The organism is Parabacteroides sp. (assembly GCF_977054455.1).
Map to the genome: position 1 here is coordinate 69,004 of NZ_CDRTCT010000013.1, position 25,504 is coordinate 94,507.

The 25,504-nt window shown below is 46.6% G+C and carries 23 protein-coding genes; 18 read left to right on the plus strand and 5 right to left on the minus strand.

Annotated elements, in window-relative coordinates; translation table 11 throughout:
- Positions 1–29 precede the first annotated feature (29 nt).
- The 3 genes from ACW6QF_RS08195 to ACW6QF_RS08205 are packed head-to-tail and all read left to right on the plus strand — an operon-like array spanning position 30 to position 1,725.
- Positions 30–692: a phosphatidylserine decarboxylase family protein gene (locus ACW6QF_RS08195; RefSeq protein WP_456087441.1), complete on the plus strand. Its 663-nt coding sequence runs from the start codon at positions 30–32 to the stop codon at positions 690–692.
- A gap of 9 nt (positions 693–701) precedes the next feature.
- Positions 702–1,406, plus strand: a complete 705-nt coding sequence (locus ACW6QF_RS08200; RefSeq protein ID WP_456087442.1) for a CDP-alcohol phosphatidyltransferase family protein — start codon at positions 702–704, stop codon at positions 1,404–1,406.
- Between the two features lie 52 nt (positions 1,407–1,458).
- Entirely contained in the window at positions 1,459–1,725 is a 267-nt protein-coding gene (locus tag ACW6QF_RS08205) for a DUF4834 family protein (RefSeq protein WP_456087443.1), read from the plus strand.
- Between the two features lie 5 nt (positions 1,726–1,730).
- Here the strand turns inward: ACW6QF_RS08205 and ACW6QF_RS08210 are convergent, their stop codons facing one another.
- On the minus strand, positions 1,731–2,174 hold the full coding sequence (locus ACW6QF_RS08210; protein ID WP_298552143.1) for a nucleoside deaminase: 444 nt from the start codon (positions 2,172–2,174) through the stop codon (positions 1,731–1,733).
- A complete protein-coding gene (locus tag ACW6QF_RS08215) occupies positions 2,171–2,398 on the minus strand; it encodes a hypothetical protein (RefSeq protein WP_005644624.1) in 228 nt (75 codons plus the stop codon). Before ACW6QF_RS08215 ends, ACW6QF_RS08210 begins: the two co-directional genes overlap by 4 nt.
- Positions 2,399–2,468: 70 nt before the next feature.
- On the opposite strand from ACW6QF_RS08215, the gene ACW6QF_RS08220 reads away from it, so the two are divergent.
- Genes ACW6QF_RS08220 through ACW6QF_RS08230 form a run of 3 tightly spaced genes read left to right on the plus strand, consistent with a single transcriptional unit; the run spans position 2,469 to position 3,958 of the window.
- Positions 2,469–2,834, plus strand: a complete 366-nt coding sequence (locus ACW6QF_RS08220) for a YraN family protein (protein ID WP_456087444.1) — start codon at positions 2,469–2,471, stop codon at positions 2,832–2,834.
- A gap of 19 nt (positions 2,835–2,853) precedes the next feature.
- A complete protein-coding gene (locus tag ACW6QF_RS08225; RefSeq protein ID WP_456087445.1) occupies positions 2,854–3,210 on the plus strand; it encodes an MmcQ/YjbR family DNA-binding protein in 357 nt (118 codons plus the stop codon).
- Positions 3,203–3,958 (plus strand): biotin--[acetyl-CoA-carboxylase] ligase, encoded by a 756-nt coding sequence (locus ACW6QF_RS08230; protein ID WP_456087446.1) that lies wholly within the window; start codon positions 3,203–3,205, stop codon positions 3,956–3,958. Before ACW6QF_RS08225 ends, ACW6QF_RS08230 begins: the two co-directional genes overlap by 8 nt.
- Here the strand turns inward: ACW6QF_RS08230 and ACW6QF_RS08235 are convergent.
- Entirely contained in the window at positions 3,927–6,170 is a 2,244-nt protein-coding gene (locus ACW6QF_RS08235; RefSeq protein ID WP_456087468.1) for a GH92 family glycosyl hydrolase, read from the minus strand. The genes ACW6QF_RS08230 and ACW6QF_RS08235 overlap by 32 nt on opposite strands.
- Positions 6,171–6,608: 438 nt before the next feature.
- Between ACW6QF_RS08235 and ACW6QF_RS08240 the strand changes: the two genes are divergently transcribed.
- The 5 genes from ACW6QF_RS08240 (at position 6,609) to ACW6QF_RS08260 (ending at position 14,759) form a co-directional block, all read left to right on the plus strand.
- Positions 6,609–7,178, plus strand: coding sequence for an RNA polymerase sigma-70 factor (locus ACW6QF_RS08240; protein ID WP_456087447.1), 570 nt, complete (start codon positions 6,609–6,611; stop codon positions 7,176–7,178).
- Positions 7,179–7,402: 224 nt separating this feature from the next.
- A complete protein-coding gene (locus ACW6QF_RS08245) occupies positions 7,403–8,344 on the plus strand; it encodes a FecR family protein (RefSeq protein WP_456087448.1) in 942 nt (313 codons plus the stop codon).
- Positions 8,345–8,554: 210 nt separating this feature from the next.
- Positions 8,555–11,866 carry a TonB-dependent receptor gene (locus tag ACW6QF_RS08250; RefSeq protein WP_298552155.1) on the plus strand — a complete coding sequence of 1,104 codons (3,312 nt, stop codon included), beginning with the start codon at positions 8,555–8,557 and terminating at the stop codon, positions 11,864–11,866.
- 17 nt (positions 11,867–11,883) lie between these two features.
- Positions 11,884–13,365, plus strand: a complete 1,482-nt coding sequence (locus ACW6QF_RS08255; RefSeq protein ID WP_298552157.1) for a RagB/SusD family nutrient uptake outer membrane protein — start codon at positions 11,884–11,886, stop codon at positions 13,363–13,365.
- Positions 13,366–13,379: 14 nt separating this feature from the next.
- A complete protein-coding gene (locus ACW6QF_RS08260; protein WP_298552159.1) occupies positions 13,380–14,759 on the plus strand; it encodes an FAD-dependent oxidoreductase in 1,380 nt (459 codons plus the stop codon).
- 102 nt (positions 14,760–14,861) lie between these two features.
- Here the strand turns inward: ACW6QF_RS08260 and ACW6QF_RS08265 are convergent, their stop codons facing one another.
- Positions 14,862–16,601, minus strand: a complete 1,740-nt coding sequence (locus ACW6QF_RS08265) for a T9SS type A sorting domain-containing protein (protein WP_298552160.1) — start codon at positions 16,599–16,601, stop codon at positions 14,862–14,864.
- A 72-nt stretch (positions 16,602–16,673) separates the two neighbouring features.
- On the opposite strand from ACW6QF_RS08265, the gene hflX reads away from it, so the two are divergent.
- Positions 16,674–17,885, plus strand: a complete 1,212-nt coding sequence (gene hflX / locus ACW6QF_RS08270) for a GTPase HflX (protein WP_186929603.1) — start codon at positions 16,674–16,676, stop codon at positions 17,883–17,885.
- Positions 17,882–19,876: a DUF4954 family protein gene (locus tag ACW6QF_RS08275; protein ID WP_456087449.1), complete on the plus strand. Its 1,995-nt coding sequence runs from the start codon at positions 17,882–17,884 to the stop codon at positions 19,874–19,876. Before hflX ends, ACW6QF_RS08275 begins: the two co-directional genes overlap by 4 nt.
- Here ACW6QF_RS08275 and xerD read toward each other — a convergent pair.
- The gene (gene xerD, locus ACW6QF_RS08280) at positions 19,873–20,778 is read right to left on the minus strand and encodes a site-specific tyrosine recombinase XerD (RefSeq protein WP_298552165.1); all 906 of its coding nucleotides are present in this window, start codon (positions 20,776–20,778) and stop codon (positions 19,873–19,875) included. The two genes, ACW6QF_RS08275 and xerD, sit on opposite strands and share 4 nt — an antisense overlap.
- Before the next feature lie 315 nt (positions 20,779–21,093).
- Between xerD and aroQ the strand changes: the two genes are divergently transcribed.
- The 5 genes from aroQ to ACW6QF_RS08305 all read left to right on the plus strand — a co-directional run bounded on the left by aroQ (position 21,094) and on the right by ACW6QF_RS08305 (position 25,406).
- Positions 21,094–21,528: a type II 3-dehydroquinate dehydratase gene (aroQ, locus tag ACW6QF_RS08285; RefSeq protein ID WP_456087450.1), complete on the plus strand. Its 435-nt coding sequence runs from the start codon at positions 21,094–21,096 to the stop codon at positions 21,526–21,528.
- Between the two features lie 119 nt (positions 21,529–21,647).
- Positions 21,648–23,099: a pyruvate kinase gene (gene pyk / locus ACW6QF_RS08290; RefSeq protein WP_456087451.1), complete on the plus strand. Its 1,452-nt coding sequence runs from the start codon at positions 21,648–21,650 to the stop codon at positions 23,097–23,099.
- 84 nt (positions 23,100–23,183) lie between these two features.
- Positions 23,184–23,807 carry an O-methyltransferase gene (locus ACW6QF_RS08295; protein WP_456087452.1) on the plus strand — a complete coding sequence of 208 codons (624 nt, stop codon included), beginning with the start codon at positions 23,184–23,186 and terminating at the stop codon, positions 23,805–23,807.
- A 15-nt stretch (positions 23,808–23,822) separates the two neighbouring features.
- Positions 23,823–24,158, plus strand: coding sequence for a 30S ribosome-binding factor RbfA (gene rbfA / locus ACW6QF_RS08300; protein ID WP_298552174.1), 336 nt, complete (start codon positions 23,823–23,825; stop codon positions 24,156–24,158).
- Positions 24,159–24,170: 12 nt separating this feature from the next.
- The gene (locus ACW6QF_RS08305; protein WP_456087453.1) at positions 24,171–25,406 is read left to right on the plus strand and encodes an FtsX-like permease family protein; all 1,236 of its coding nucleotides are present in this window, start codon (positions 24,171–24,173) and stop codon (positions 25,404–25,406) included.
- The last annotated feature ends 98 nt before the right edge of the window (positions 25,407–25,504 follow it).

Below are 25,504 nucleotides of genomic sequence, written 5' to 3' on the forward strand. Positions count from 1 at the left end.
TTACGATAAATACTCGATTAGATTAAAGAATGAAAGTACATAAAGAAGGAACAGGTCTATTATTAACGCTTTTCACGATATTCTTTGTCGTGGATGTTGCGCTGTATCATACTGTCGGTAGAAGTTGGGTATTCTATACCACGACTTTCGTCACCACAGTCCTGTTCTTATTGGTACTTAACTTTTTCCGTAGCCCGTTCCGTCGTTTTCCGTTCGATTCGGAAGGGTTGGTGATCGCCCCGGCCGACGGTACGATCGTGGCGATCGAGGAAGTGATGGAGAATGAAATCCTGCATAGGGAATGCTTGCAGATATCCATATTCATGTCCGTTTTCAATGTGCATGCCAACTGGTTCCCGGTGAACGGGACTGTCAAGCAGGTGTCACACCAGAACGGACGTTTCCGCGCTGCTTACTTGCCGAAGAGTAGCACGGAGAACGAGCGTTCGGCTGTTGTCATTACAACCCGTAACGGGGTAGATGTATTGGCACGCCAGATTGCAGGTGCGTTGGCACGACGTATCGTGACCTATGCCAAAGTCGGTGAAAAGTGCCACGTGGACGAGCAGATGGGCTTCATCAAGTTCGGTTCGCGTGTAGACGTTTACCTGCCTGTCGGGACGGAAGTCCTGGTCGAGATGGATCAGAAGGTTACCGGTAACCAGACTCCGATAGCCCGTTTGGGAAAATAAGAGAAATAAATGAGCATCAAGAATAGTATACCTAATTTTGTTACCTGCTGCAGCCTGATATCGGGTTGTATCGCTTGTATTATGGCGTTAAGGGGAAACTTGCCGATGGCGACCCTGTGGATTGTCATTGCGGCCGTTTTCGATTTCGGCGACGGTTTCGCCGCACGCTCCCTGCACGCTTACTCTCCGATGGGAAAGGAGCTGGATTCCCTTTCCGATATGGTAAGTTTCGGGGTTGCTCCCGGAATGATTGTCTATTGGTTGTTGGAGCAGGCGTGCATGACGACTCCTGTTTTGGGAGAGGCGGCCGGTTATGTCCCGTATATGGCTCTGGTGATACCGGTCTTTTCCGGATTGCGCCTTGCCAAATTCAATATCGATGAAAGGCAGACGACTTCTTTTATCGGTATGCCTGTCCCGGCTCATGCTCTTTTCTGGGCGTCTATCGGGTATGCGTTCGATTCAGCCGTACCGGTGGACAGCATCGGGTTTATTGCCGGAACGATAGTTGTGGCGGTTCTGTTCTCGTTTTTGCTGGTGTCTGAAGTCCCGATGTTCTCATTGAAAGTAAAGTCGTTGGCATGGAAAGGCAATGAGTTTCGCTATATTTTAGTAGCCGGGGCGGTGGCCTTTGTGGCTCTCTTTGGTGTTCTGGGCATTGCCGGAACAATCATTCTCTATATAACCTTGTCTTTTTTTAACAAAAGAAGATAAACAAGAGTTCGTATCTTTGTGTTTGTGTAATAAACCAACTAAGTGACGGAATATGTTTAAGTTTTTGTTTGTTATGTTCTTCTTCTTTATCCTGTTAGTTTTTCTAATGGGATTCTCTATCTTGCGTACCTTTAAAAATATCCTGTTCGGAAGCGGAAGTAGCGGAAAGAAGGGTGAACAACGCCGTCAGACAAGCGGTTACTCTTCCGACGCGCACAGCAACAGTTCTGCACGTGACGAATATGCTTCGCAGGCCTCCCGTAAAAAGATCTTTGCAAAAGATGAAGGGGAGTATGTGGATTATGAGGAAGTAAAATAAGCTGTTCAGCGCTTGCGCTGAAAGAAGTTGCGCATTTCTTCGGCGCACTCGTTTTCGAGAACTCCTTTTTTGACTGTCGCTTTGGGATGTAAGGCTTTCGGTGCGTATTGCTGGAAGCCTCTTTTTTCGTCTGTCGCCCCGTAGACGATCTTGCTCAGTTGCGACCATCCGATCGCTCCGGCACACATCACGCATGGTTCCACCGTCACGTAAAGGCTGCATCCGGTCAGATACTTGGCTCCCAAAACACCGACAGCCGCCGTTATTGCGAGCATCTCGGCATGGGCGGTCGGGTCGTTCAGACGTTCCGTCTGGTTGTGGGCGCGGGCTATGATCCGGTTGTTGCATACGATAACGGCTCCGACAGGAACTTCTCCCTCATCGGCGGCTGCACGGGCTTCTATCAGCGCCTGCTTCATGAAATATTCGTCGTTGAACGGGTCGATCATCTTCTCATTTCGTTTTCGTTGAAAAGGGTGGGATAGTCCTCTTCCAGGGTTTTGAGTATGTGGGACAGGATGGTCTCGCGGTACCAGCGGGATTTGTTGATGATTTTATACCTGGCAAGATAACGTTCCACAGCCTTCTGCTCATCGTCGTTGAGCATGAAAGTGACCTTGTGCACGCGCGGGTGATTCGGCTGTGGAGATGAATATTTACGTTTCAGTGTCATAGTTTTGCAAATGTAAGGGTGAAAGCGCAAATAAAAAAGAAAAACGTTATATTTGTGCAAATTACATGGAATGGCTAAACGGAACGAAACAGGAAAAGACGGTGAATCGGTTGCACGTGCTTTTCTGGAAAAGCAGGGCTACAGGATTACCCATACGAACTGGCACTGGCATCATTATGAGCTGGATATCGTTGCAGTTAAGGATGCCTGGCTGGTAGTAGTAGAGGTGAAAACGCGTTCGGAAGATTACCTTTTGGCGCCGGAAGAAGCGGTCGATGCTCCCAAAATCCGCCGTATCGCGGCGGCAGCCGATGCGTATGTCCGCTTTTTCAATCTCGAACTTCCGGTCCGTTTCGACATCATAACCGTAATCAAAAAAGGAGAGGAGTTTGAAATAGATCATATAGAAGATGCTTTCTATGCTCCTTGCCGCTAATAAACCAATATAGAGTAGTATGAATATAGAAGAAGCCAGGGAATATTGCTTGTCGCTGAAGAATGTGACGGAATGTTTCCCTTTCGATGATGTTTCGCTGGTGTTCAAGGTGGAAGGGAAGATGTTCTTGCTCCTGCCTTTGGACGCAGTGGAACCGTGCGTGTCGTTGAAATGCAACACCGATTATGTCGAAGACTTGCGCGAACGATATACGGCAGTAGAAGGCGCCTATCATTTTAACAAGAAATACTGGAACACCATCTACCTCGGCCGGGATATGCCGGACGGCGAGATCAAGCACTGGATCCATCATTCTTATCGCGAGGTGATCGCCAAGTTACCGAAAAAAATAAGAGAAGCCTACGAAAATGAATAACGAAAACGAAACACCTAAGATCATCCGGCTTGCCGAGACGGATTCGACCAATAACTACCTGCGGCAACAATGTGCAAAAGCCAGGTTGCCGGAAGGCAGCCTCGTTATAGCCGATTTTCAAACAGCCGGAAAGGGGCAGGTCGGAAACTCATGGGAGTCGGAAGCCGGAAAGAACTTGATGTTCAGCATTCTTTTGTATCCTGATTTTCTTCCCGCGAACCGCCAGTTCCTGATTTCCCAGATCGCTTCCCTGAGTGTGAAGGAGACGCTGGAGGGGTTTACGGATTCCGTCACGGTGAAATGGCCGAACGATATTTACTGGAAAGACCGTAAGATATGCGGAATGCTGATCGAGAACGATCTGTCCGGGCAGCATCTCTATTGTTCCGTAATCGGTATCGGGCTTAATATCAATCAGGAGGTATTCCGCAGCAATGCGCCCAACCCCGTATCCTTGACTCAGATTACAGGTAAGACGTATGACCGGGAAGAAGTACTGGCCCGCTTCCTGCGTATCTTCTTTCACTACTATTCCCTATTATTGCAGGAGAAAGAGGCAGAAATCCGCGCAGCCTATATGGCGGCCTTATATCATGGTGACGGTTATTATTCCTATATCGATGAAAACGGCCCTTTCGAAGCTTGTATCCATGCAATCGAACCGACCGGCCATCTGATCCTGCAACTCCGTAGCGGCGAACGGAGAAGGTATGCTTTTAAAGAGGTGACAACCGTTGTCCCCCGGTAAGGCCTTCCGGCCGGCCGGTCATTGTGAACACTAAGGTTCCGCCATTCATGATATCCTTGTGGCTGATTGTAAGTCCGGTAACAGGTTTTCCATTCAGTTCCACCGATTTGACGTATTGGTTGGCTTTGGACAAACCTCTGGCTTCGACAGTGAAGGTCTTGCCTTCGGGAAGGGACAAGGAAACCTTTTCTATTTGCGGAGCGCCTAACACATATTCCCCGCTGATCGGGTTGACCGGGTAGAAGCCCATAGCCGAGAAGATATACCAGGCGGACATCTGACCGCAGTCGTCGTTACCGCAGAGGCCGTCCGGTTTGGCCAGATAGAAGCGGTCGAAGATTTCGCGGATCACCTGTTGCGTTTTTTCCGGATGGCCGGCATAGTTGTAGAGATAGGCCACATGATGGCTGGGTTCGTTGCCGTGTGCATATTGTCCGATCAGTCCGGTTACATCGGAGACGAAACCCGTGTTTTCGGCCGTGCTTTCGAGGAAGAACAGCGAGTCCAGTTTAGTCACGAACGCCTCGTCACCGCCCATCAAGTCGATCAAGCCCTGTACATCGTGCTGTACGTGCCAGGTGTATTGCCAGGAATTGCCTTCCGTGAAGTCGCCACCCGAAGAGCTGGCATGCGAGAGCAGGAAGGAATTGAACGGTGTGCGCCAGTTGCCTTTGGAGTCTTTTCCTCTCATCAATTTAAGTTCCGGGTCGAAGAGGTTCTTATAGAATGCAGCACGCTTGGAGAAATGTTCGTAATCTTCCGTCTTGCCTAATGCTTTTGCCATCTGGGCAACACAGTAGTCGTCGTAAGCGCACTCCAGCGTTTTGGAAACCGATTCGGTATCAATGATGTCGAACGGGAAGTAACCATATTTCTCGAATGTCTCCCAATCGGAATTGAAGTGGCTGGTGGCGGCACTCGCCTTGACTGCCTGATAAGCCTCTTCCGCATCGAATCCTTTGAAGCCTTTCAGGTAAGCCTCCACGACTACCGGGATGGCATGGTTGCCGATCATACAGAAGTTTTCTTTTCCCCACAACGCCCAGATCGGCAGGAAGCCCTGGAGTTTCTGGTGGTCGAGCATGGTCTGGATCATGGCGTCTACCTTGTCCGGATTCAGGATGGTGTACAGCGGATGTGCGGCACGGTACGTATCCCAAAGCGAGAAAGTCGAATAATACTGGCCTGTCGGAGAAGTATAGATGTTGTCGTCGATGCCGCGATAGCGTCCGTCGGTGTCGGCGATATTGTTCGGCTGCATCATCAAGTGATACATGGAGGTGTAGAAACTTGTCTTTTCATCCGTCGTGCCTGTGACCTGGGCACGGGAAAGGAGTGCTTGCCATTGGTCGCGTGTAGCCTGTCGGACCGCCTCGAAATCCCATGCGGGGTTTTCTTTTTGAAGGGAAGCGAGAGCGCCGTCGCCGCTGACGCCCGATATGGCGACTTTCACCTGTACGGTTTCACCCGGTTTCGTGTCGAATTCGAGTACCAGGCGTTTTGCCTTTTCTCCTTTCTCCGCCGGTAGTTCTTCCTTGACCGTGTAAGGATGGTCGAATTTGATGACATAGAAATAGTGGCGCGTCACCCAGGCGCGTGTCTGGTTATGTCCGATGATCGTCTGGTTGTCCGGCATTTCAAGCTCGGCTTCTAAGACATGCGTCTTCAGTGCTTCCTTGCTGCCGACCATACCGCGTTGCAGGTCGACCAACAGGCGTGCCGGTCCTTCGCTGTTGAATTTATAACGGTGGAGAGCCGTATGGGCCGTAGCCGTTATTTCCGCATCCACGCCGTAGTCGGACAAGGTGACGGCATAATAGCCCGGTGATGCCTTCTGAGTGGATTTGTCGTATTCGCTTTTATACGTGTTGTCTTTTATGTCGCCGCTGAACGGAAACAGCAGGATATCGCCCAAGTCCGGGCAACCCGTTCCATTCAAATGCGTCTGGGCGAACCCTTCGATAAAGTTGTCTTCATAATTATATCCCGAACAATACCTCCAGGAGCCGACTCCCGATTCGGGGCTTGCCTGTATCAGGCCGAACGGGGCGCAAGCTCCGGGGAACGTATGCCCGTTGTCCGCATTTCCGATAAAGGGATTCACATACTGGCAATAGTCTTCTTCGACATGGTCTTTTGCCTGGGGTGCAGGGCTGCACGCACTGGCCATCCCCAACAGGAACAGTCCGATCACAAGGTCCTTGTCTTTCATCTTGTCCCGAATCTTCAGCCGTTTGATCTGCAGGAAACGCAGCAGGCCGATAACAAGAACGGTCGCCGCGATCACCCCGAAATACTGCACATAATCGGGATCGGCTTGTCTGCCCGGCCAGCCGATTATACTCATAACGATCAGGTAAATCAATAGAACTGCGGTTGTTATATTTACTTTCTTCATTGCATTTTTAGTATTTAAATGCAAACTTAGAGAAAAAATATGATGTATGTTTATTATTCTTTCTATTTAACGGAGAAATACAGAGAAATACAGAGAAATGTCCGGATTGATAACCTGAATAAATCAAAATGCACAATCTCGCCATCGTTGATGTTCAGGTGGAGGTAATGGTGGGAAAAGCGTTTTTAACTGAATAAATCTCGTGGAACAGATGAAAAGTTATATCTTTATCGGCGATTTGACAGTACATGTATGAAAGGCGGATCCGAGATATATTCTTTTAATCAGTTGTTTGCTGACTATAAAAGTCGTTTTGTCCATTTTGCCAATACGTATGTAGGCGACACAATGATTGCGGAAGATATCGCGATCGAAAGCCTGATGTATTATTGGGAAAACAGAGGAAAACTTGCGCCCGGCTCGAATGTCCCGGCCTATGTCCTGACTGTCATCAAGCACAAATGCCTGAATTACCTGCAACGTTTGCGTACGCGGGAGGAAATAGTCGAATATTTGAAAGATTGCGACACTTGGGAACTGAACCTGCGTATCGCTACCCTTGAAGCCTGTAATCCCGAAAAACTGTTCTCCGACGAGCTGCAGGCGCTTGTCGACAAAACGTTGGAAACATTGCCCGAACAGACGCGTGACATCTTTGTCCGCAGCCGCTACAACAACCAAAGCCATAAGGAAATCGCCGCAGCCTTGGGCATCTCGACGAAAACAGTGGAGTTCCACATCACCAAAGCCTTGAAAGTCTTGCGCATAGCCTTAAAGGATTATTTCCCTTTACTGGCATTCTTCCCCAAATTCTTCTGCTGAAAGTTGCCTGCCGACAATTGTCGGCAAGCCTGCTCACAACTGTCGGCAAGCCTGTCGACAATTGTCAACAAGCCTGCTGACGGTTGTGGGCAGGCAGCTATCCGCCGGGAAAATTCCAACTGCCTGCCGGGGAAATCCCGAATACTTGCCGGTATTTTGAAAAAAGTCGCCTTTTCCGTTAGGGATATTTCCCGCTTGTTTGCTTTATTAATAGAAACGGAAAAATGGAAAAAGAAATACTATATAAATTCTTTGACGGAAAAGCTTCCCGTGAAGAGAGGGAAACTGTTCGTACCTGGTTGGAATCTTCTCCTGAAAACGAGCAAGAGCTTTTCAGGGAACGCGAGTTTTTCGATGCGATGATCCTGTCGGGCAGCACGAAGGCGGCCGTGACGGAAAAGAAATCCCGTCCTTTCTATCGGACTGTCTTGTTCGAAGCCATAAAGATTGCCGCCGTGTTTGCCATTGCCATCGCCTGTGGAACGTATTTCTATAAGTCGGAAATCAAGAAGATAGGCGAGGCAATGAATACGATTACGGTTCCTGCCGGCCAGCGTGCAAACCTGACTTTGCCGGACGGCACGAACGTCTGGCTGAATGCCCGTTCCGAAATGCGTTACCCTGCCGCCTTTACTGGTAATAAGCGGGAGATAACCTTGGATGGTGAGGCCTATTTCGAAGTGACTCACAAGGATGACAAGCCTTTTGTCGTCCGGACGAACAAATGTAATGTCGAGGTGCTGGGAACGAAATTCAACGTGGAAGCGTATAGCGACTCTGAGGATTTCTGCACGTCGTTGATGGAAGGTTCGGTACGGGTGTCGGAGAAGGAGAATCCGTCGGAAAGCCTGGTCCTGACGCCTAATCATCAGGTTTCTTTGGTCAACGGCCATTTACAGTCGGAACCGATTGCGGACTTTGATCCTTTTCGCTGGAAAGAAGGATTGATTTGCTTTAAGAATATGAACTTTAAGGAGCTGATGTCCCGTTTTGAGAAATGCTACGGTATACATATTATTATAGAGAACCCTCAATTAGCCGATTATATCTGTAGTGGTAAATTCCGGATATCGGACGGTATAGACAAGGCATTGCGTATTCTGCAAAAAGATGCCAAATATACGTTTGAACGGAACAAGGATGAATCGGTGGTTTACATAAAGTAATGTTTAATCTTAAAATAGAATGCCTATGATATACGAGAAAGGTTAACCTTCAATGAAAAATGCCGATAAATGTCCCCACACTTACCGGCATTGACTTAACACAATTATTTAACTGTATTAATAAACTTGATTTCCAAAGATATGAATAAAAAATCTTTGTCGATGTCTTATTCTGTAAAAAGACCTCGATGTAAACAATTTTTTAGAGTCATGAGAATAACCACCTTGTTATTATTCGTGTTCATTTTCTGCATGCACGCAGAAAACTCCAATTCTCAGAATGTAAATGTTACGATCAAAAGAAGTAACACCGAACTTGAGAATGTATTGAACGATATTGAGAAACAAACTGATTATCTGTTTATTTACAACAAGTTTGTGAATGTGGACAGAAAAGTGTCTGTTAACCTGAAAAAAGCCTCTCTGGAGGAAGTCTTGGCAAATCTGTTCGCCGGAACGGATGTGAGATACTCTGTCGATGGTTCGTATATACTACTGTCCGCAGGTGGAACGACCACTACTATCCCTTTGTCTGCACAGCAGGGCAAAACAGTCAGTGGCGTGATTACGGATATCAATGGTGAACCTATTATTGGCGCCAACGTGATCGAAAAAGGTTCGAAATCTGTCGGAACGGTAACGGATGTCGATGGCAAGTTTATGCTGGCGTTGGACAAACCTTCCGCCACATTGGTCGTGTCTTACATCGGCTACCTGACGAAGGAAGTGCCTGTCGGTAACCAGTCCGTCCTGAAGATCATCTTATCCGAAGATACCCAGAATCTGGAAGAAGTGGTTGTGATCGGTTACGGTTCGGTAAAGAAAAGCGACTTGACCGGTGCTGTCGGTTCCATCCAGGTAGACAAGGTACAGGGTATCAGTGTGAAATCCGTAGACCAGATGTTGCAAGGACGAACTTCCGGTTTGTATATGGTGCAGAATTCAGGTATGCCGGGTGCAAGTTCCACCGTCCGTATCCGTGGCGGTAACTCAATTTCCGGCGGTAACGAGCCGCTATATATCATCGATGGTATGCCGGTTTATCCGAGTGCGGATGCAAGCCAGACGGCATTAAGCCCGCTGAACTCGATCCCGACATCGGATATCGAATCGATAGAAGTTTTGAAGGATGCTTCTTCGACCGCTATTTACGGTTCCCGTGGTGCTAACGGTGTTATTATCGTAACAACCAAAAAAGGTAAAGGTGGAAAAACAGCTGTTGCATTTGATGCTTACTGGGGCATTCAGAATATTTACAAGAAATATGACTTGTTGGATGCCCGTTCATTTGAGAAACTGGCAAATGAGGCATTGGTGAACTCAGGTGGTACGGCAATATATGACGAAAGTTTGATTCCGGAAACAACGGATTGGCAGGATTTGACTTCCAATAAGAATGCGCTGACACAAAACTACCAGTTAACGGTTTCCGGCGGTAATGACAAGACGACCTTTTTAACTTCTTTCAATTATTTCAATCAGGAAGGGGTAATCAAAGCATCCGAGATGAAGAAATATGCTTTCCGTGCCAATATCGACCATAAAATTTCTTCAACGATAAATTTAGGGTTGAGCTTGACGATGACGAAAGTCGACAATAATCGTGTCGGAAATTCTGTTTTGCAGTCCCGTTTGACTACTCCTCCAAATTTGTCGGTAAAGCAAGAGGACGGAAGTTATACGTTTAGTGATAATAATGGTGTCATTACATTCGATAACCCGGTTGGAATTATAAACGAAAAGGTTGCTTGGAACAATAGTTTTCGCACATTAAACACTGCTTTTGTAGAATGGAATATAATAAAAGGTCTGAAGTTTAAATCTTCGGTAGGTGTAGATATTAATTATTCTACGGCTAAAAATTATAATCCGCGTTCAGTTTACTCTGGCAGTCAAAAGGGAGGAGAAGCCGCGAAATATTCTAATAATACTTATACTTGGATAAATGAGAATATTTTGACATATACGAATACGTGGGATGTTCATTCTTTTACAGGAATGATTGGATATACGCAACAGCAATCGACTTATGACAATTTTAATGCCGGTTCATATGGATTTTTGAATGATAATTTGCAAATGAATAATTTAGGGGCAGGGACAACTTATACAGCGCCTAAATCCGAAGTGACAAAATGGGCTTTAAACTCTTATCTGGCCCGTGTTAACTACACTGTGAATAATAAATATTTATTGACTGCATCTATCCGTGCTGACGGTTCTTCTCGTTTCGGTTCGGACAATCGTTGGGGATATTTTCCATCTGCCGCTTTGGCATGGAGAGCTTCGGAGGAGCCATTTATTAAGGACTTGAATATCTTTAGTAACTTGAAACCCCGTGTAAGTTTTGGTGTTACAGGTAACCAGGATGGAATTGGTACTTATCCAGCGTATGCCTTGTTGGGGTCGAACGGTTATGTGGCAGGCGATAATAAGGTGACAGGTTATTATCCGTCACAAGTTGCCAATACGAATCTTAAATGGGAAACGACTTCTCAGTTTGATGCCGGTATCGATTTCGGCTTTTTTAATAATCGTCTGACTGTAGTGATCGATGGGTATTACAAGAAAACCCGTGACCTGCTGTTGAAAGTGAAAGTGCCTGGCTCTTCCGGTTTCTCTACCGGTCTGAAAAATATTGGAGAAGTCGAAAATAAAGGTTTTGAACTGGCAATCAATGCTACACCGGTAGAAGGAGAGTTTACTTGGAATACAAGCTTAAACCTTACTTATAATAAAAATAAAGTATTGGATTTGGGTGATGTTTCATTTATTTATCCGAGCCAGCCGGGGCAGGATGAAACCGGAATACATTTGGGGCGTATCATACAGGTCGGACAGCCTTTAGGAACGTTTTACGGATATGTGTATGACGGACTTTTCAGCACGACGGATGATATAGCTTCTTCCGCCCAGCCGACAGCTAAACCGGGTGATATCCGCTATAAAGATATTAGTGGGCCGGATGGTGTGCCTGATGGAATGATTAATGACCTTGATCGTACGATCATCGGTTGTGCACAGCCAAAGCTCTTCGGGGGATTCAATAATACATTCTCTTATAAGAATTTTGATTTGAATGTAAATACGATCTTCACGATCGGAAATGATGTTTATAACGGAACGAGAGTTACTATGGAGAATATGCAGGGATCAACGAATATGTTTGCTTCAACAATGAATTATTGGACGCCTGATAATCAAAACGCTCCGTTGCCACGCCCGCTCCGTTCAAAGGCTGTGATGCGTGTTTCCAACCAATATGTGGAAAACGGCTCCTACCTGCGCTTCCAGAATATCACGTTAGGTTATAATGTGCCTGCTGAATTCTTGAGCTTTACAAAATATGTTTCGGGATTACGGGTGTATGCGTCTTTGCAGAATTTCTTTACGATAACAAGCTATTCCGGTGACAACCCGGAAGTCAGCAAGTATGGCCAGGATAACCTGGGAGCCGGATATGATGCATTCTCTTATCCGTTTGCAAAGTCAGTATTGTTTGGTTTGAATGTTAAATTCTAAAAGAGTCTAAGTAGTTTATGAAAAAAATAGCATTTATAATATTGAGTTCGGTCATGATGAGCTCATGTACGGACATGGATCTGATACCGGAGTCCAATTTGAGTCCTGAAAACTTCTTTAAATCCGAAGAAGATGCAACTGCAGCGGTCTATGGAACGTATTCGGTTTTTACTGATAATGATATCTATAATCAGTTTTGGGAAGTATTGCAAAGCCAGGGAACCGATGATTGCGAGTGGAGCGGTGGTCGCACAACGACCAATTTGGACAAGAATGCTTTGGATAAATTTGAATATGATGGAAATACGAATTTAGTTTATTCTGTTTGGATTAAACATTACATAGCTGTTAACCGCTCTAATTTTGCGATAGAAAATATTTCGAATATGGGGAGCGACCAGATAAAGGATGATGCCAGAAAGAGACTGATTGGGGAGGCTAAATTCTTACGGGCATTGGCCTATTTTAATTTGGTCCGCGTATACGGAGGAGTCCCTTTGGTCTTGAAGCAAACCACTTCGCTGGATGGCTTGGAAGTTCCCCGGAATACGGTTGACGAATGTTATGCACAGATTATTTCAGACTTGCAAGAAGCGAAATCTGTTCTTCCTGCTATCGGCCAGCTTCCGAAGGGATATTTAGGACGGGCAACGAAAGGTTCCGCATCAGCCATGCTGGCAAAGGTTTATTTGACTCGTGAAGATTACCAGAATGTAGTGAAGGAGACATCGGAAGTGATGCAGATGGGTTATAAACTATGGGATAACTATGCGGATAACTTTGATGTGGAAAAAGAAAACGGACAGGAATCCATTTTTGAAATCCAATATAAACGGAATACTCCCGGTGTGTCAGGCAGTAATTACAATGGATATTATCGTCCTCCCTTTGTCAATATAAATGGTTGGGTCGGATATGGAGATGATCCGGTGACGCGTAATCATTATGAATGTTACGAGGAAGGTGATTTACGTCGGGATGTAAATGTGCGTCTTTATACGAAGGAAGAGTATCCGAATATGTCTTCCAACTATGAGTTCCCTTGTTATGTAAATAAATTTCAAGATCCTTCGCCGTTGGCCGTACGATCTCAAGGAGGAGAAAATAATTATCCGATATTACGTTATTCGGATGTCTACCTGATGCGTGCGGAAGCTTTGAATGCGATTAATGCATCTGATAAAGAGGCGTATGAATGCCTGAATATCATACGTCGTAGGGCTTTCGGACTGAATATGAACGAGGCTTCTGCTATTGATATTAAGCCGGGATTGAGTAAAGAAGATTTCTTGGATGTAATTCTTTTGGAACGGCGTAAGGAATTTGCCTTTGAAGGACAACGTCGTTTTGATTTGGTACGTACGCATAAGTTGAAGGAAGCGATGATGGCGCAGAATCCTACTATTGGTGCTGTGGTAGAGGAAAAACATTATCTGTTGCCTATACCTGTGACAGAGTTGGATGCAAATAAGTTATTGGAGCAAACTCCGGGATGGTAAATAAGTAGTATTATATGAAGAGAAGAAATTTTATCAGAAACATAAGTTCTTTAGGCTTGGCATCTGTAGCGATGGGGAGATCTTTCGCTACAGAAAGTCCCAAAAATGGCAGTTCGCCGGGGAAATCGAAAATACCGGTGTACGATGATTGGGACGTAATAGTTGTGGGAGGGGGACCTTCGGGATGTGCTGCGGCTACGGCCGCGGCACGCGAAGGGGCCAAAACTTTGTTGATAGAAGGGACCGGTGCCTTAGGCGGAATGGGAACTTCTGGCTTGCTGAATGCGTGGTGTCCTTTTACGGATGGCGAGAAAATCATTTATAAAGGGATTGCGGAACGGGTGTTTTCCGAATCCAAGAAAGGTGTTCCCCATATTCATTATGATAATTGGGTACCGATAAATGGTGAATATCTGAAAGTCGTGTATGACGATTTGGTGACCTCCGAAGGGGTTTCGGTTCTCTTTTTCACAACAATGGCTGCAGTCGAAATGAAACGTAAAGGAGTTGTCGATGCGATAGTCGTTGCCAATAAAGCCGGATTGTCTACTTACAAAGCTAAAGTTTTTATCGACTGCACGGGCGATGGTGATCTCTCGGCTTGGGCCGGCGCTGATTTTGTGATGGGAGATGAAAGTGGTTCCGTACAGGAAGGTACTCTATGTTTTACCTTGTCGAATGTCGATCCTTATGAGTTTTCTTTAATAGGAAATGTTCATACCAGCCGGAAGAATGGTCCGATTCATTCTATTTATGGTAACCCCAAATATCCGTTGGTGAAGGATAAGCATATGAATGACAAATTGATCGGGCCGGGTTTCTTAGGATTTAATGCAGGGCATGTGACTGTTGATAGTACGGATCCTGCTTCTTTGACTGAAGCAATGATGAAGGGACGTAAGTTGGTTCGACAGTTGCATGAAGGATTGGTCGAATTTGAGCCAAAGTCTTTTGGCGCTTCTTTTCTGGCAGGTACGGCTAATTTGATGGGAATCCGGGAAAGTCGCCGGATAAAATGCGATTATACATTCACGTTGGAAGATTGGCTGGCTCGTAAGGAATTTGAGGACGGTATCGGACGTAACTGTTATTATATTGATGTTCATAAACAGGATGCGACTGTATATCCTCGTTATAAGAAAGGAGAATCTCATGGAATCCCTTTCTGTTGCCTGACTCCTGTGGGTTTGAAGAATGTAATGGTAGCCGGACGTTGTATCTCGACGGATTCCTACGCTCATGGCAGCCTGCGTGTGATGCCGCCTTCTTTGGTTACCGGCGAAGCGGTGGGTGTCGCAGCCGGCCAGATTTGTAAGTCCAAGTCTCCCGATGTCCACAATGTCGATATTCAGCAGTTGCGGAAACGGTTGAAGGAAGTGGGACAACTGATCTGATTCTGTCTGTTAGTTATTTTTTGAGAAGGTGTGCCAAACCGTCCTCTTCCCGTGCTTGACGCAGGGAGAAAGGGATTTTGACGCACCTTCTCATTCTATCGTTTATAAAAGGATTACTTTCTGGTGTTTTTGGTATTTTGCGGAGTGTATTTGTAGAATATACATTCCGGGTCTGTCGGTAATCCGAATCACCTGCGAACCTTGTCGTATTTCCTTTTGAAGCAAACATTGTCCCATCATATTCAATAGCCTGATATATCCTGTTTCCGGAATATTTCTCAGATATAGCTGTTTGTCTTTTATGAAGAAATGAAAATCCTTTGCATACGGATTCCCGATAGCTGTGTTTTGCTTGGCGGGATGAGGTTCGGCAATGCTTTCGTTTAAGGGAAAGTTTGTTTGGATTATCTCCATTGCTTTTGTGGATGTGTTGTTGGATGATACTTTCAATTCAGTCGGTGAAGAGGCTTTTATGAAGAAGGCGGCGAAAGGGGGGAGGGCATAGTTGCTGTTGAGGGAATAGGTTTTATAACCGCTCCCGTCATATATATAGATGTTCCCGTCCAAAGCGCTATTTTTTTCTATTTGTGATAATACGAGTGGGGCAGGGAATGGATTGCCGCACAAATACCAGCCATAGTTTTCTTGATTGTCTGAAGTTATGTCGGAGCCTAAAGGGATTGCACTAACTCCTGTATGGGCGAAATCTTCGGGAATGTCGCCGAGATGGGATGAAAAAGACAATGTTCGGTCTGTCGCTTTCTCATCTAATGCGATCAGATAACCTTTGTTCTTTTCAAACAGGGGGACGTTTTCGGGACGGATGGGTACGACTTCCCAGTTTCCGGCTGATTGGTTGGTCGAGGATCGTTTATCACCATTGTAAGACTGGACATAAAAATAGTTGCCCCCGTCGTTGGGCGTTGCATCCTTTTGTTCAAAACGGGGATCGATACCGGATGGGTAGACGTCGAAAGGAAAAGATATAAAATACCATTTACCGGCTTCTTCAAAAGTTTTATGGAGGGTGATACGGTCGGAAAGAAGTATCGTCCCTTCTGAATAGAGAAAGGCCTCGTTTTCGTATACGTCCAGATTCTGTAAGATAAACCGATTGCCCGGATTGATTTGCAGTGATCCGGAACAGATGGCGATATCTTTGCAATAAGTATCTGTCGTTATATTTACATCCCCTTTTATGAGTGCGTTTCTGTGGCGGAGTGGGGGAAGATGAGACCAAAGGGTCGTGTCGTTCCAGTTTCCGATACCGGAGAAGAGAGAATATGAAGGGATGTCACCGTATGTGTAAACGCTGTCAGTCATGTAATATCCACCTTTACTGCTTGATGCTTGGAGCGTTCTCAAAGAAATACTGCTTGGTGCTTTCCCGATAATGAGGGTATTGTATTTGAAGAAATCTTTGTCTGATGTTGATGTGTGACCAATCACCGTTTCATTCTGTTCGTTCCTGTATGTATCGAACAGTAAATTCTCCTTTGGAGCCAGGTTTAATCCAGCGACATGAATGGCTATTTTCACCTCATCATAGATGGAAGAAGAGATAGGTTGGAATGTCGTCCCTGAACCGACAGGAATTTTCATCGTGAATTTATCTTGGACGACAGATGAGTTCCCGTTTAAGGAGAAAATCCAGTTGTCCCATATAGATTTGCCGAACGTCTGCAACCTGAACGTGTCGGAGACAAGTATATTGTCATCGCTGTTTACAAAACTTTCCCATGAAGACGGATTGGAAACTTGTGCGTGGAGTTGATAACTTGCACCGAAGAATAAAATCTTTACAAGTGCACGGTGAACAAAGTGTATGACTTTCTTTTTCATAGTTACTACTATTTTGGATTGATATTATGGGTACAAATATACATAAATAATTGAATTTACTATCTTTGCCGTATGAAAGAATTTATTATATCTGAAGCACAGACAGAAAAAGCTGTTCTCGTAGGGCTGATTACTCCCGAACAGAATGAACAGAAAGTGAAGGAATACCTGGATGAATTGGCTTTCCTGGCCGATACGGCAGGTGTCGAAGCTGTGAAGCGTTTTTATCAGAAACTGGATTATCCGAACTCCGTGACCTTTGTCGGTTCCGGCAAGTTGCAGGAGATAAAGGAATATGTGGTGGAAAATGAGATCGGGTTGGTGATATTCGATGACGAACTTTCCGCCAAGCAATTGCGTAATATCGAGAAAGAGTTGCAGGTGAAGATTCTGGACCGGACGAATCTGATTCTGGATATCTTCGCCCGGCGTGCACAGACTGCCCATGCGAAGACGCAGGTGGAACTGGCTCAATATAAATATATGTTGCCCCGCCTGACCCGTTTGTGGACACACTTGGAGCGTCAGCGTGGCGGTGTCGGTATGCGCGGTCCGGGTGAGACGCAGTTGGAAACGGATAAGCGTATCATCCTGGATAAGATCTCCAAGTTGAAACGGGACCTGGTCGAAATCGATAAGCAGAAAAGCGTGCAACGGAAGAACCGCGGAAAGATGGTTCGCGTGGCCCTGGTCGGTTATACCAATGTCGGAAAGTCCACATTGATGAACCAGCTTAGTAAAAGCGAAGTGTTTGCCGAGAACAAACTGTTTGCGACGCTCGACACGACCGTCCGCAAGGTGATTGTCGACAACCTGCCTTTCCTGCTGTCCGATACGGTCGGCTTTATCCGCAAGTTGCCGACCGAGCTGGTCGAATCCTTCAAGTCGACTTTGGATGAGGTGCGTGAGGCGGACTTGTTGGTGCATGTCGTCGATATCTCTCATCCGACGTTTGAGGAACAGATCGAGGTGGTAAACCGCACCTTATCGGAAATCGACAAGACGGAGAAACCGATGATTATGGTATTCAATAAGATCGATGCTTTCACTTTTGTCCCGAAAGATGAAGATGACCTGACTCCGCGTACGCGTGAGAATATCGACCTCGACGAACTGAAACGTACCTGGATGAACAAGATGCAGGATAATTGCATCTTTATCTCGGCCAAGGAACGGACGAACATCGATGCGCTCAAAGCCTTGCTGTACGAGCGGGTGAAACAGATTCATATTACCCGTTTCCCTTATAATGATTTTCTTTTCCAACAATATGATGAAGAATGAGTGAAGGATATTTAAGGCATCTGCAACCGGAGGAAATTGTAGATTTGGAGATAAATGGTTGTACTGCGGATAATTGGGAAAACGTAAAGGTCGCCACTCCTTTTTATGCCGAACACGTTTGTAACGTTCATTTTTCAGGGAATGTGGCATTGGGCCTTTTTGAAAAGGAGTTTACTCTTCCGGGAGGAGTGAAGAAACATAGTGGCATCCGGAATGCGACTTTGCATAATTGCGAGATCGGCGATAATACGTTGATCGAAAATGTGCATAACTATATCTCTAATTATTTCATAGGCGATGATTGCTTCATACAGAACGTGAATGTAATGTATGTGGAAGGAAGATCCTCTTTCGGGAACAATGTCGAAGTGTCCGTCCTGAATGAGACGGGAGGCCGTGAAGTGCCCATTTATAACGGCTTGTCCGCATCATTGGCCTATCTCATTGCTTTGTATCGCCATCGGCCGGCCTTAATACTGCGTTTGCAGGCTATGATTGCCGGCTTTGCCGATTTGCAGACCGGCAGCTATGGTTTTATCGGCAACCATGTGAGAATAATCAATACGGGGACTGTACGCAATACAGTGATTGCCGATTATGCGACGGTCGAAAACTGTACCCGTCTCGATAACGGTACGGTCAATAGCAATGAGAATGCCCCGGTGTACATCGGCGACAGCGTGATCGCAGAGGACTTTATCATCTCTTCGGGAGCTGTGGTGGCCGATGCCGCCAAGATTATCCGTTGCTTTATCGGGCAGGCGTGCCATGTGACGCATAACTTCTCTGCGCACGATTCGCTTCTGTTCAGCAACTGCGCTTTTGAAAACGGGGAAGCTTGTGCCATCTTTGCAGGGCCTTTTACGGTGTCGATGCATAAGAGCAGCCTGCTGATAGCCGGCATGTATTCGTTCCTGAACGCCGGAAGCGGCTCGAACCAGAGTAACCATATGTATAAGTTAGGTCCCATCCACCAGGGAATTGTGGAGCGAGGTTCCAAGACGACCAGTGACTCCTATATCTTGTGGCCTGCACGTGTCGGGGCTTTCTCTCTGGTAATGGGACGTCATCACCATCATAGCGATACATCGGATATGCCTTTCTCCTATCTGATAGAGAAAGACGATGAGACTTACCTGGTTCCCGGTGTGAACCTGCGTAGCGTCGGTACGATCCGTGACGCACAGAAATGGCCGAAGCGGGATAAGCGAACCGACCCGGAACGACTGGATATGATCAACTACAACCTGCTGAGCCCGTATACCATCTACAAGATGATGAAGGCTGTCGGAATCCTGAAGAACTTGCAGGAGTTGGTGGGCGAGACATCCGAAGTCTATTATTACCAAAATACCCGTATCAAGGGTTCCTCTTTGCGTACGGCCCTCGACCTCTATGGCATGGCGATCAATAAATTCCTGGGAAACTCCCTGATCAAACGCTTGGAGGGAACGGATTTCCGTTCTATGGATGAAGTCCGGGCGCAGTTGAAACCGACCTCTCCCGCCGGTCACGGGGAATGGCTGGATCTCTCCGGGCTGCTCCTTCCTCGTGAAGAATTGGACGGGTTGATTGAGAAGATCGAGGAAGGCGAGATCACTTCGCTCAAGGCGATAGAAGAGTTCTTTGCAGCCATGCACTCCAATTATTATGATATGGAATGGACATGGGCGTACGATATGCTGGAAGAATATTACGGTGTGAACCTGTTGTCCATATCGGCAGCGCAAGTCATCGATCTTGTCCGCCGTTGGCAGGACTCGGTGATCGGTCTGGACAACCTGCTTTATAAAGATGCGAAGAAAGAGTTCTCCCTTACCTTCATGACCGGTTTCGGCGTGGACGGTTCGGATAAGGAGAAACTGGAAGATTTCGAAGGCGTGCGCGGAGCATTCGAGAGCAATCCGTTCGTCACGGCAGTCAAAGAACATATTGTTGTCAAAAGGGCTTTGGGAGAAGAACTGATCGAACGCATGGAACGGCTGCTCTAATCCCGCGGCTTGCTTCGTGGATGATGTTCCAGTATCTCCTTTCGTAGGAACTGGCGGTCGATATGTGTATAGATTTCGGTGGTGGTGATCTTCTCATGTCCTAACATCTCCTGGATAGCGAGCAGGTTGGCGCCACCTTCCAACAGATGGGTGGCGAAGGAATGGCGGAACGTATGCGGGCTTACGTTCTTTTTAATGCCTGCCATTTCCGTCTGCTGCTTGATGATATGGAATACCATGATCCGTGACAAGGCCGTTCCCCTCCGGCTCAGGAACAGGATATCTTCAAATCCCTTTTTCACCGCGACATGGTTGCGGTCATAGAGGTAGTTCCTGATCTCCTTGATGGCCGTTTCCGAGATGGGGACCAGGCGCTGCTTGCTTCCCTTTCCTTCCACCTTGATAAATCCTTCGTCGAAATAAACATCCGTGAAGCGTAGCGAAACCAACTCCGACACGCGCAGTCCGCAGCTATACAAGACTTCGAGCATCGCCCGGTTCCGTTGCCCCTCCGGCAATGTCAGGTCGATCGTGTCCAGGATGCTGTTTATCTCGTTGACAGTAAGAACTTCAGGGAGTTTCAAACCGATTTTGGGCGATTCTAACAATTCGGTCGGATCAGTTGTTATATAGTCGTCTAAGAACAGGAATCGATAGAAAGATTTGATCCCTGAAATGATCCTTGCCTGCGAACGTGGATGGATGCCGATATCACGTAAACGGGCAACAAACTGTTGCAGGTCGTCATACGTGACATCTGTATACTTCTTGCCTTCACTTTCGACAAAGTTTGTCAGTTTGTCGAGATCTGTCAGGTAAGCGTCGATAGAGTTGGCTGAGAGCGCTTTCTCTAAACGGAGATAAATTTTATACCGTTCTATTTTGTCATTCTCTTGGTGCATGTTTTGATTTATGATTTATGATTTTAGATTTATGATGTATGATTGGCGGAAGGTGTTCGTGAGGGCTTTGGAAAAAGTTTCACGAGGCTTCCGGAGCTGAAACTTTAGTTTCAGCAGTTCCCTTTGGACGAAACTAAAGTTTCATCCGGGGAAACTTTAGTTTCACTGGCGGGAAACAAAAGTTTCATGCCGATGAAACTTCCGGCAGGCGGGAACGAAGGCGGAATCATACTTCATAATTCATAAGTTTTTACTATCTTTGCCAGATATTTCCTGTCCGTAAAAGACAGGACAAAGGTAATAAATTACGGCAAAATGAAGAAGATTCAGATTATTAACGGCCCCAATCTTAATCTGTTAGGCAAACGCGAACCGACAGTGTACGGAAATGCTTCGTTTGAAGGCCATCTGGGTGAATTGCGTGCCAAGTATCCGCAATGTGAAATTGCTTATTTTCAGAGTAATGTGGAAGGCGAGATGATCAACAAGATCCATGAGGTCGGCTTCGATTACGACGGGATTATTATGAATGCAGGCGCTTATACGCATACGTCCATTGCTCTCCACGATGCGATAAAAGCTGTAACGACTCCGGTTGTGGAGGTACATATCTCAAACGTGCATGCCCGTGAATCTTTCCGTCACGTGTCCATGATTTCCGCCGCTTGCAAAGGAGTGATCTTGGGATTCGGGCTGGATTCGTACCGGTTGGCGGTGGAAGCGGTGCTTCAATTGACAATTGACGATTAGGAAGAAATTTGTTTAGGTAAAAAGATGTTTAATAAAGGTTTGGCTCTTGGAGTTGAGGATTGGCTGTTTTTTAAATTGTCAATTGTCAATTGTCAATTGTCAATTTAAAAAAGGGTTATATGTTAAAGCATACGAAGATTGTTGCTACTGTTTCTGACCAGCGTTGCGAGGTCGAATTTGTCGACGCGTTGTACAAGGCCGGAATGAATGTCGTGCGCCTCAATACGGCTCACATGGCAGAAGAAGGTTTGACCAGAGTCGTGAATAATGTCCGTGCAGTTTCCGATCGCATCGGTATTCTGATGGATACCAAAGGCCCCGAAGTGCGCACGACTACTGCGCAGGCTCCTATCGGGTTCAAAACCGGGGAAACGGTTAGGATCATGGGAAACCCGGAAGGCGAAACCACGCATGATTGTATTTATGTCTCATACCGGAATTTCGCCAATGACCTGGCTATCGGTAGCGATATCCTGATCGATGACGGAGATCTGGAATTGAAAGTGATAGGTAAGAAGGAGGATTATCTGGTTTGTGAGGTCGAAAACGATGCTACTTTGGGCAGTCGTAAGAGCGTGAACGTGCCGGGTGTGCGTATCAACCTGCCTTCCCTGACAGAGAAAGACCGTAAAAATATCCTGTGGGCGATCGAAAACGATTTGGATTTCATTGCTCACTCATTTGTTCGTAACAAGCAGGATGTGATGGATATCCAACGTATTCTGGATGAACATAACAGCCCGATCAAGATCATCGCCAAGATAGAAAACCAGGAAGGTGTCGATAATGTGGATGAGATTCTCGAAGTCGCTTACGGCGTCATGATTGCCCGTGGTGACCTGGGCATCGAAGTGCCGGCGGAAAAGATCCCGGGTATCCAGCGTACGTTGATCCGTAAGTGTGTGGAAGTGAAAAAGCCGGTTATCGTGGCCACCCAGATGCTCCACTCCATGATCAACAACCCGCGTCCTACGCGTGCCGAAGTGACGGATATCGCCAATGCCATTTATTACCGTACGGATGCCCTGATGTTGAGCGGTGAAACGGCCTACGGCAAATATCCGGTAGAAGCTGTCCAGACGATGACGAAGGTAGCCCGCGAAGCGGAAAAGACGAAGCTCTCAGCCAATGATATCCGCGTCCCTATCGAAGGGAACGATCTGGATGTGACATCTTTCCTGGCAAAACAGGCTGTAAAGTCGTCCTCCAAACTGCATGTGAAAGCCATTATTACAGATAGCTATACCGGACGTACGGCACGTTACCTGGCTGCGTTTCGCGGTACTTCCACCGTGTTCTCGATCTGCTACAATCCCCGTGTCATGCGTATGCTGTCTCTTTCTTACGGCGTATGGGCTGTTCACCAGCCTTATAACGACAGTCGTCGCGGCTATTTCTACGATGCGCTGAACGAACTGATCAAGAGCGGACGTATCACCCGTAACGACATGGTGGCTTACCTGAGCGGCAGCTTCGGTGAAGGCGGCGGTACGAGCTTCCTTGAGATTAACAATGTAGGGAAGGTGCTGGACGCCGGAAATAATTATCAGTTACCGACGTTTAAGGAATAAACAAAGATGTATGGTTTGTGATTTATGATTTATCTCCCAGCAGGCAAATCATAGATCATAGATCATGAATCATGGATCGTAAAGATGACAATAGACGAATATATCCTTTCCCATAGCGACGAAGAGGGTGCACTGCTCTCGGCCCTGAACCGGGATGCGAATGTGAACCTGCTTCGTCCGCGTATGTTGTCGGGGCATCTGCAAGGGCGGATATTGAAGATGTTCTGCCGGATGCTTCGTCCCCGTCGCGTGCTTGAGATCGGTACTTATACGGGGTATGCGACGCTCTGTATGGCGGAAGGGCTGGAAGAGGGCGCTTTGATCCATACGCTTGAGATCAACGACGAGATGGAGGACTTCATCATGAAATATCTGAGACAGTCGTCCCATCAGGATAAGATACGGGTTCATTTCGGCGATGCACTCGAAATCATCCCGACGTTGGATGATACTTTCGACCTTGTTTTTATCGATGCCGACAAGCGGCTGTATCCGGAATATTTCGACCTTGTCTTCCCGATGGTGCGTCCTGGCGGCTTGATCCTTGCCGACAACACCTTATGGGACGGTCATGTGGTGGAAGAACATCCTACGGATAAACAAACGCTCGGTATTCTTAGTTTTAATGATAAAATCAAAGAAGACCCGCGTATTGAAAAAGTTATCTTACCTTTGCGTGACGGCCTTACAATGATCTGGAAAAAATAAAAAAAGCAAGAAATTATGGAAAGTACAAGACTTAGTAAAATAGAACGTCTCCTGCAAAAGGAGTTGAGTGATATCTTTCAGAAACAGACACAGGCCATGCATGGTGTCCTGATCTCTGTCAGCGTGGTACGCGTAAGCCCTGATTTGAGTGTGGCACGTGCTTACCTGAGTATCTTCCCGTCCGACAAGTCGAAAGAAATGCTTGAGAATATCCGGGCGAATACGAAAGCGATCCGCTTTGACCTCGGACAGCGCATCCGGAAGCAGGTCCGTAAGATCCCCGAACTGACTTTCTTTATCGACGATTCCCTGGACTATATCGAAAATATTGATAATCTGTTGAAAAAGTAAAAGACTATCGCGTTGAACTTCCCGTTTTATATAGCCCGGCGTTACCTTTTTTCGAAGAAATCCCACAATGCCATCAATATCATTTCGATGGTATCTGTCTGCGGGGTGGTGGTCGCTACAATGGCCTTGGTATGTGCGTTGTCCGTATTGAACGGGTTTGTCGGGCTGGTTTCTTCGATGCTCGGCAACTTCGATCCGGAGTTGAAGATTCAGCCTGTGCATGGAAAGGTTTTCGACCCGTCTCTTCCGGCTGTCCGGGAAGTGAAGGAGCTGCCGGAGGTCGCCTTGTTTTGCGAGGTGCTTCAGGACAATGCGCAAGTCCGTTATCGGGATCGGCAGATTACCGCTACGGTGAAAGGCGTAGACGATACTTTCGGGCGGCTGACGCGGATAGACAGCATTTTAGTCGATAGCCGGGAGGATACCTTTGTCCTGTCCGATGAAGTGGCCAATTATGCCACCCTGGGTGTCGGGACGGCTTTCTCTTTGGGCGTGCGCCCTAATTATGCCGATCCCCTGGAAATTTATGCTCCCAAAAGGAACGAGAAAGTCAATCTCGCCAACCCTGTCGCCTCCTTGAATTTGGAATATGCTTTTGTGGGCGGCGTTTATGCCACTAACCAGCAGATGTATGACGAGAACTTCATCCTGCTGCCTTTGCCGGTGGTCCGTTCTTTGTTCAGTTATGAGAAGGAAGTCTCGGCGATAGAGTTGTCATTGGTTCCCGAAGCGGATATCAATTCGGTCAAGAGCCGTATAAAATCGCTCTTGGGCGATAACTTTTCGGTCAAGGACCGCTATGAACAGCAGGAAGCCTCTTTCCGGATGATGCAGGGGGAGAAATGGATGATCTTTCTGATCTTGTGTTTCATTCTGATCCTGGCTCTGTTTAATGTGATCGGTTCGCTCTCCATGCTGATGATAGAAAAGAAAGAGGATGTCCGAACGTTGCGGAATATGGGTGCGGACGACCGTCTGATCCGTCGTATCTTTCTCTTCGAGGGGTGGATGATTTCCGGGCTCGGTGCTTTGATCGGTATTGTTATCGGCTTGGTCCTTTGTCTGTTGCAACAGGAATTGGGCATTATCAAGTTAGGCCAGGCGGCCGGTTCCTTTATCATTGATGCCTATCCGGTCCGTGTCGAAGCCGGCGACATCGTTATTGTCTTAATAACTGTTCTTTCCATCGGCTTCCTTGCCGCTTGGTATCCCGTCCACTACCTGGGGAAGAAGTGGCTCACCCGATAACCTTTGGAAGATAAGATATTACAAAAATATTATGGTACATCCGGTTCACATTTGGTAAGAAGTAAATCAAAATCAGCCGGAGTGTTTGAATACATAAC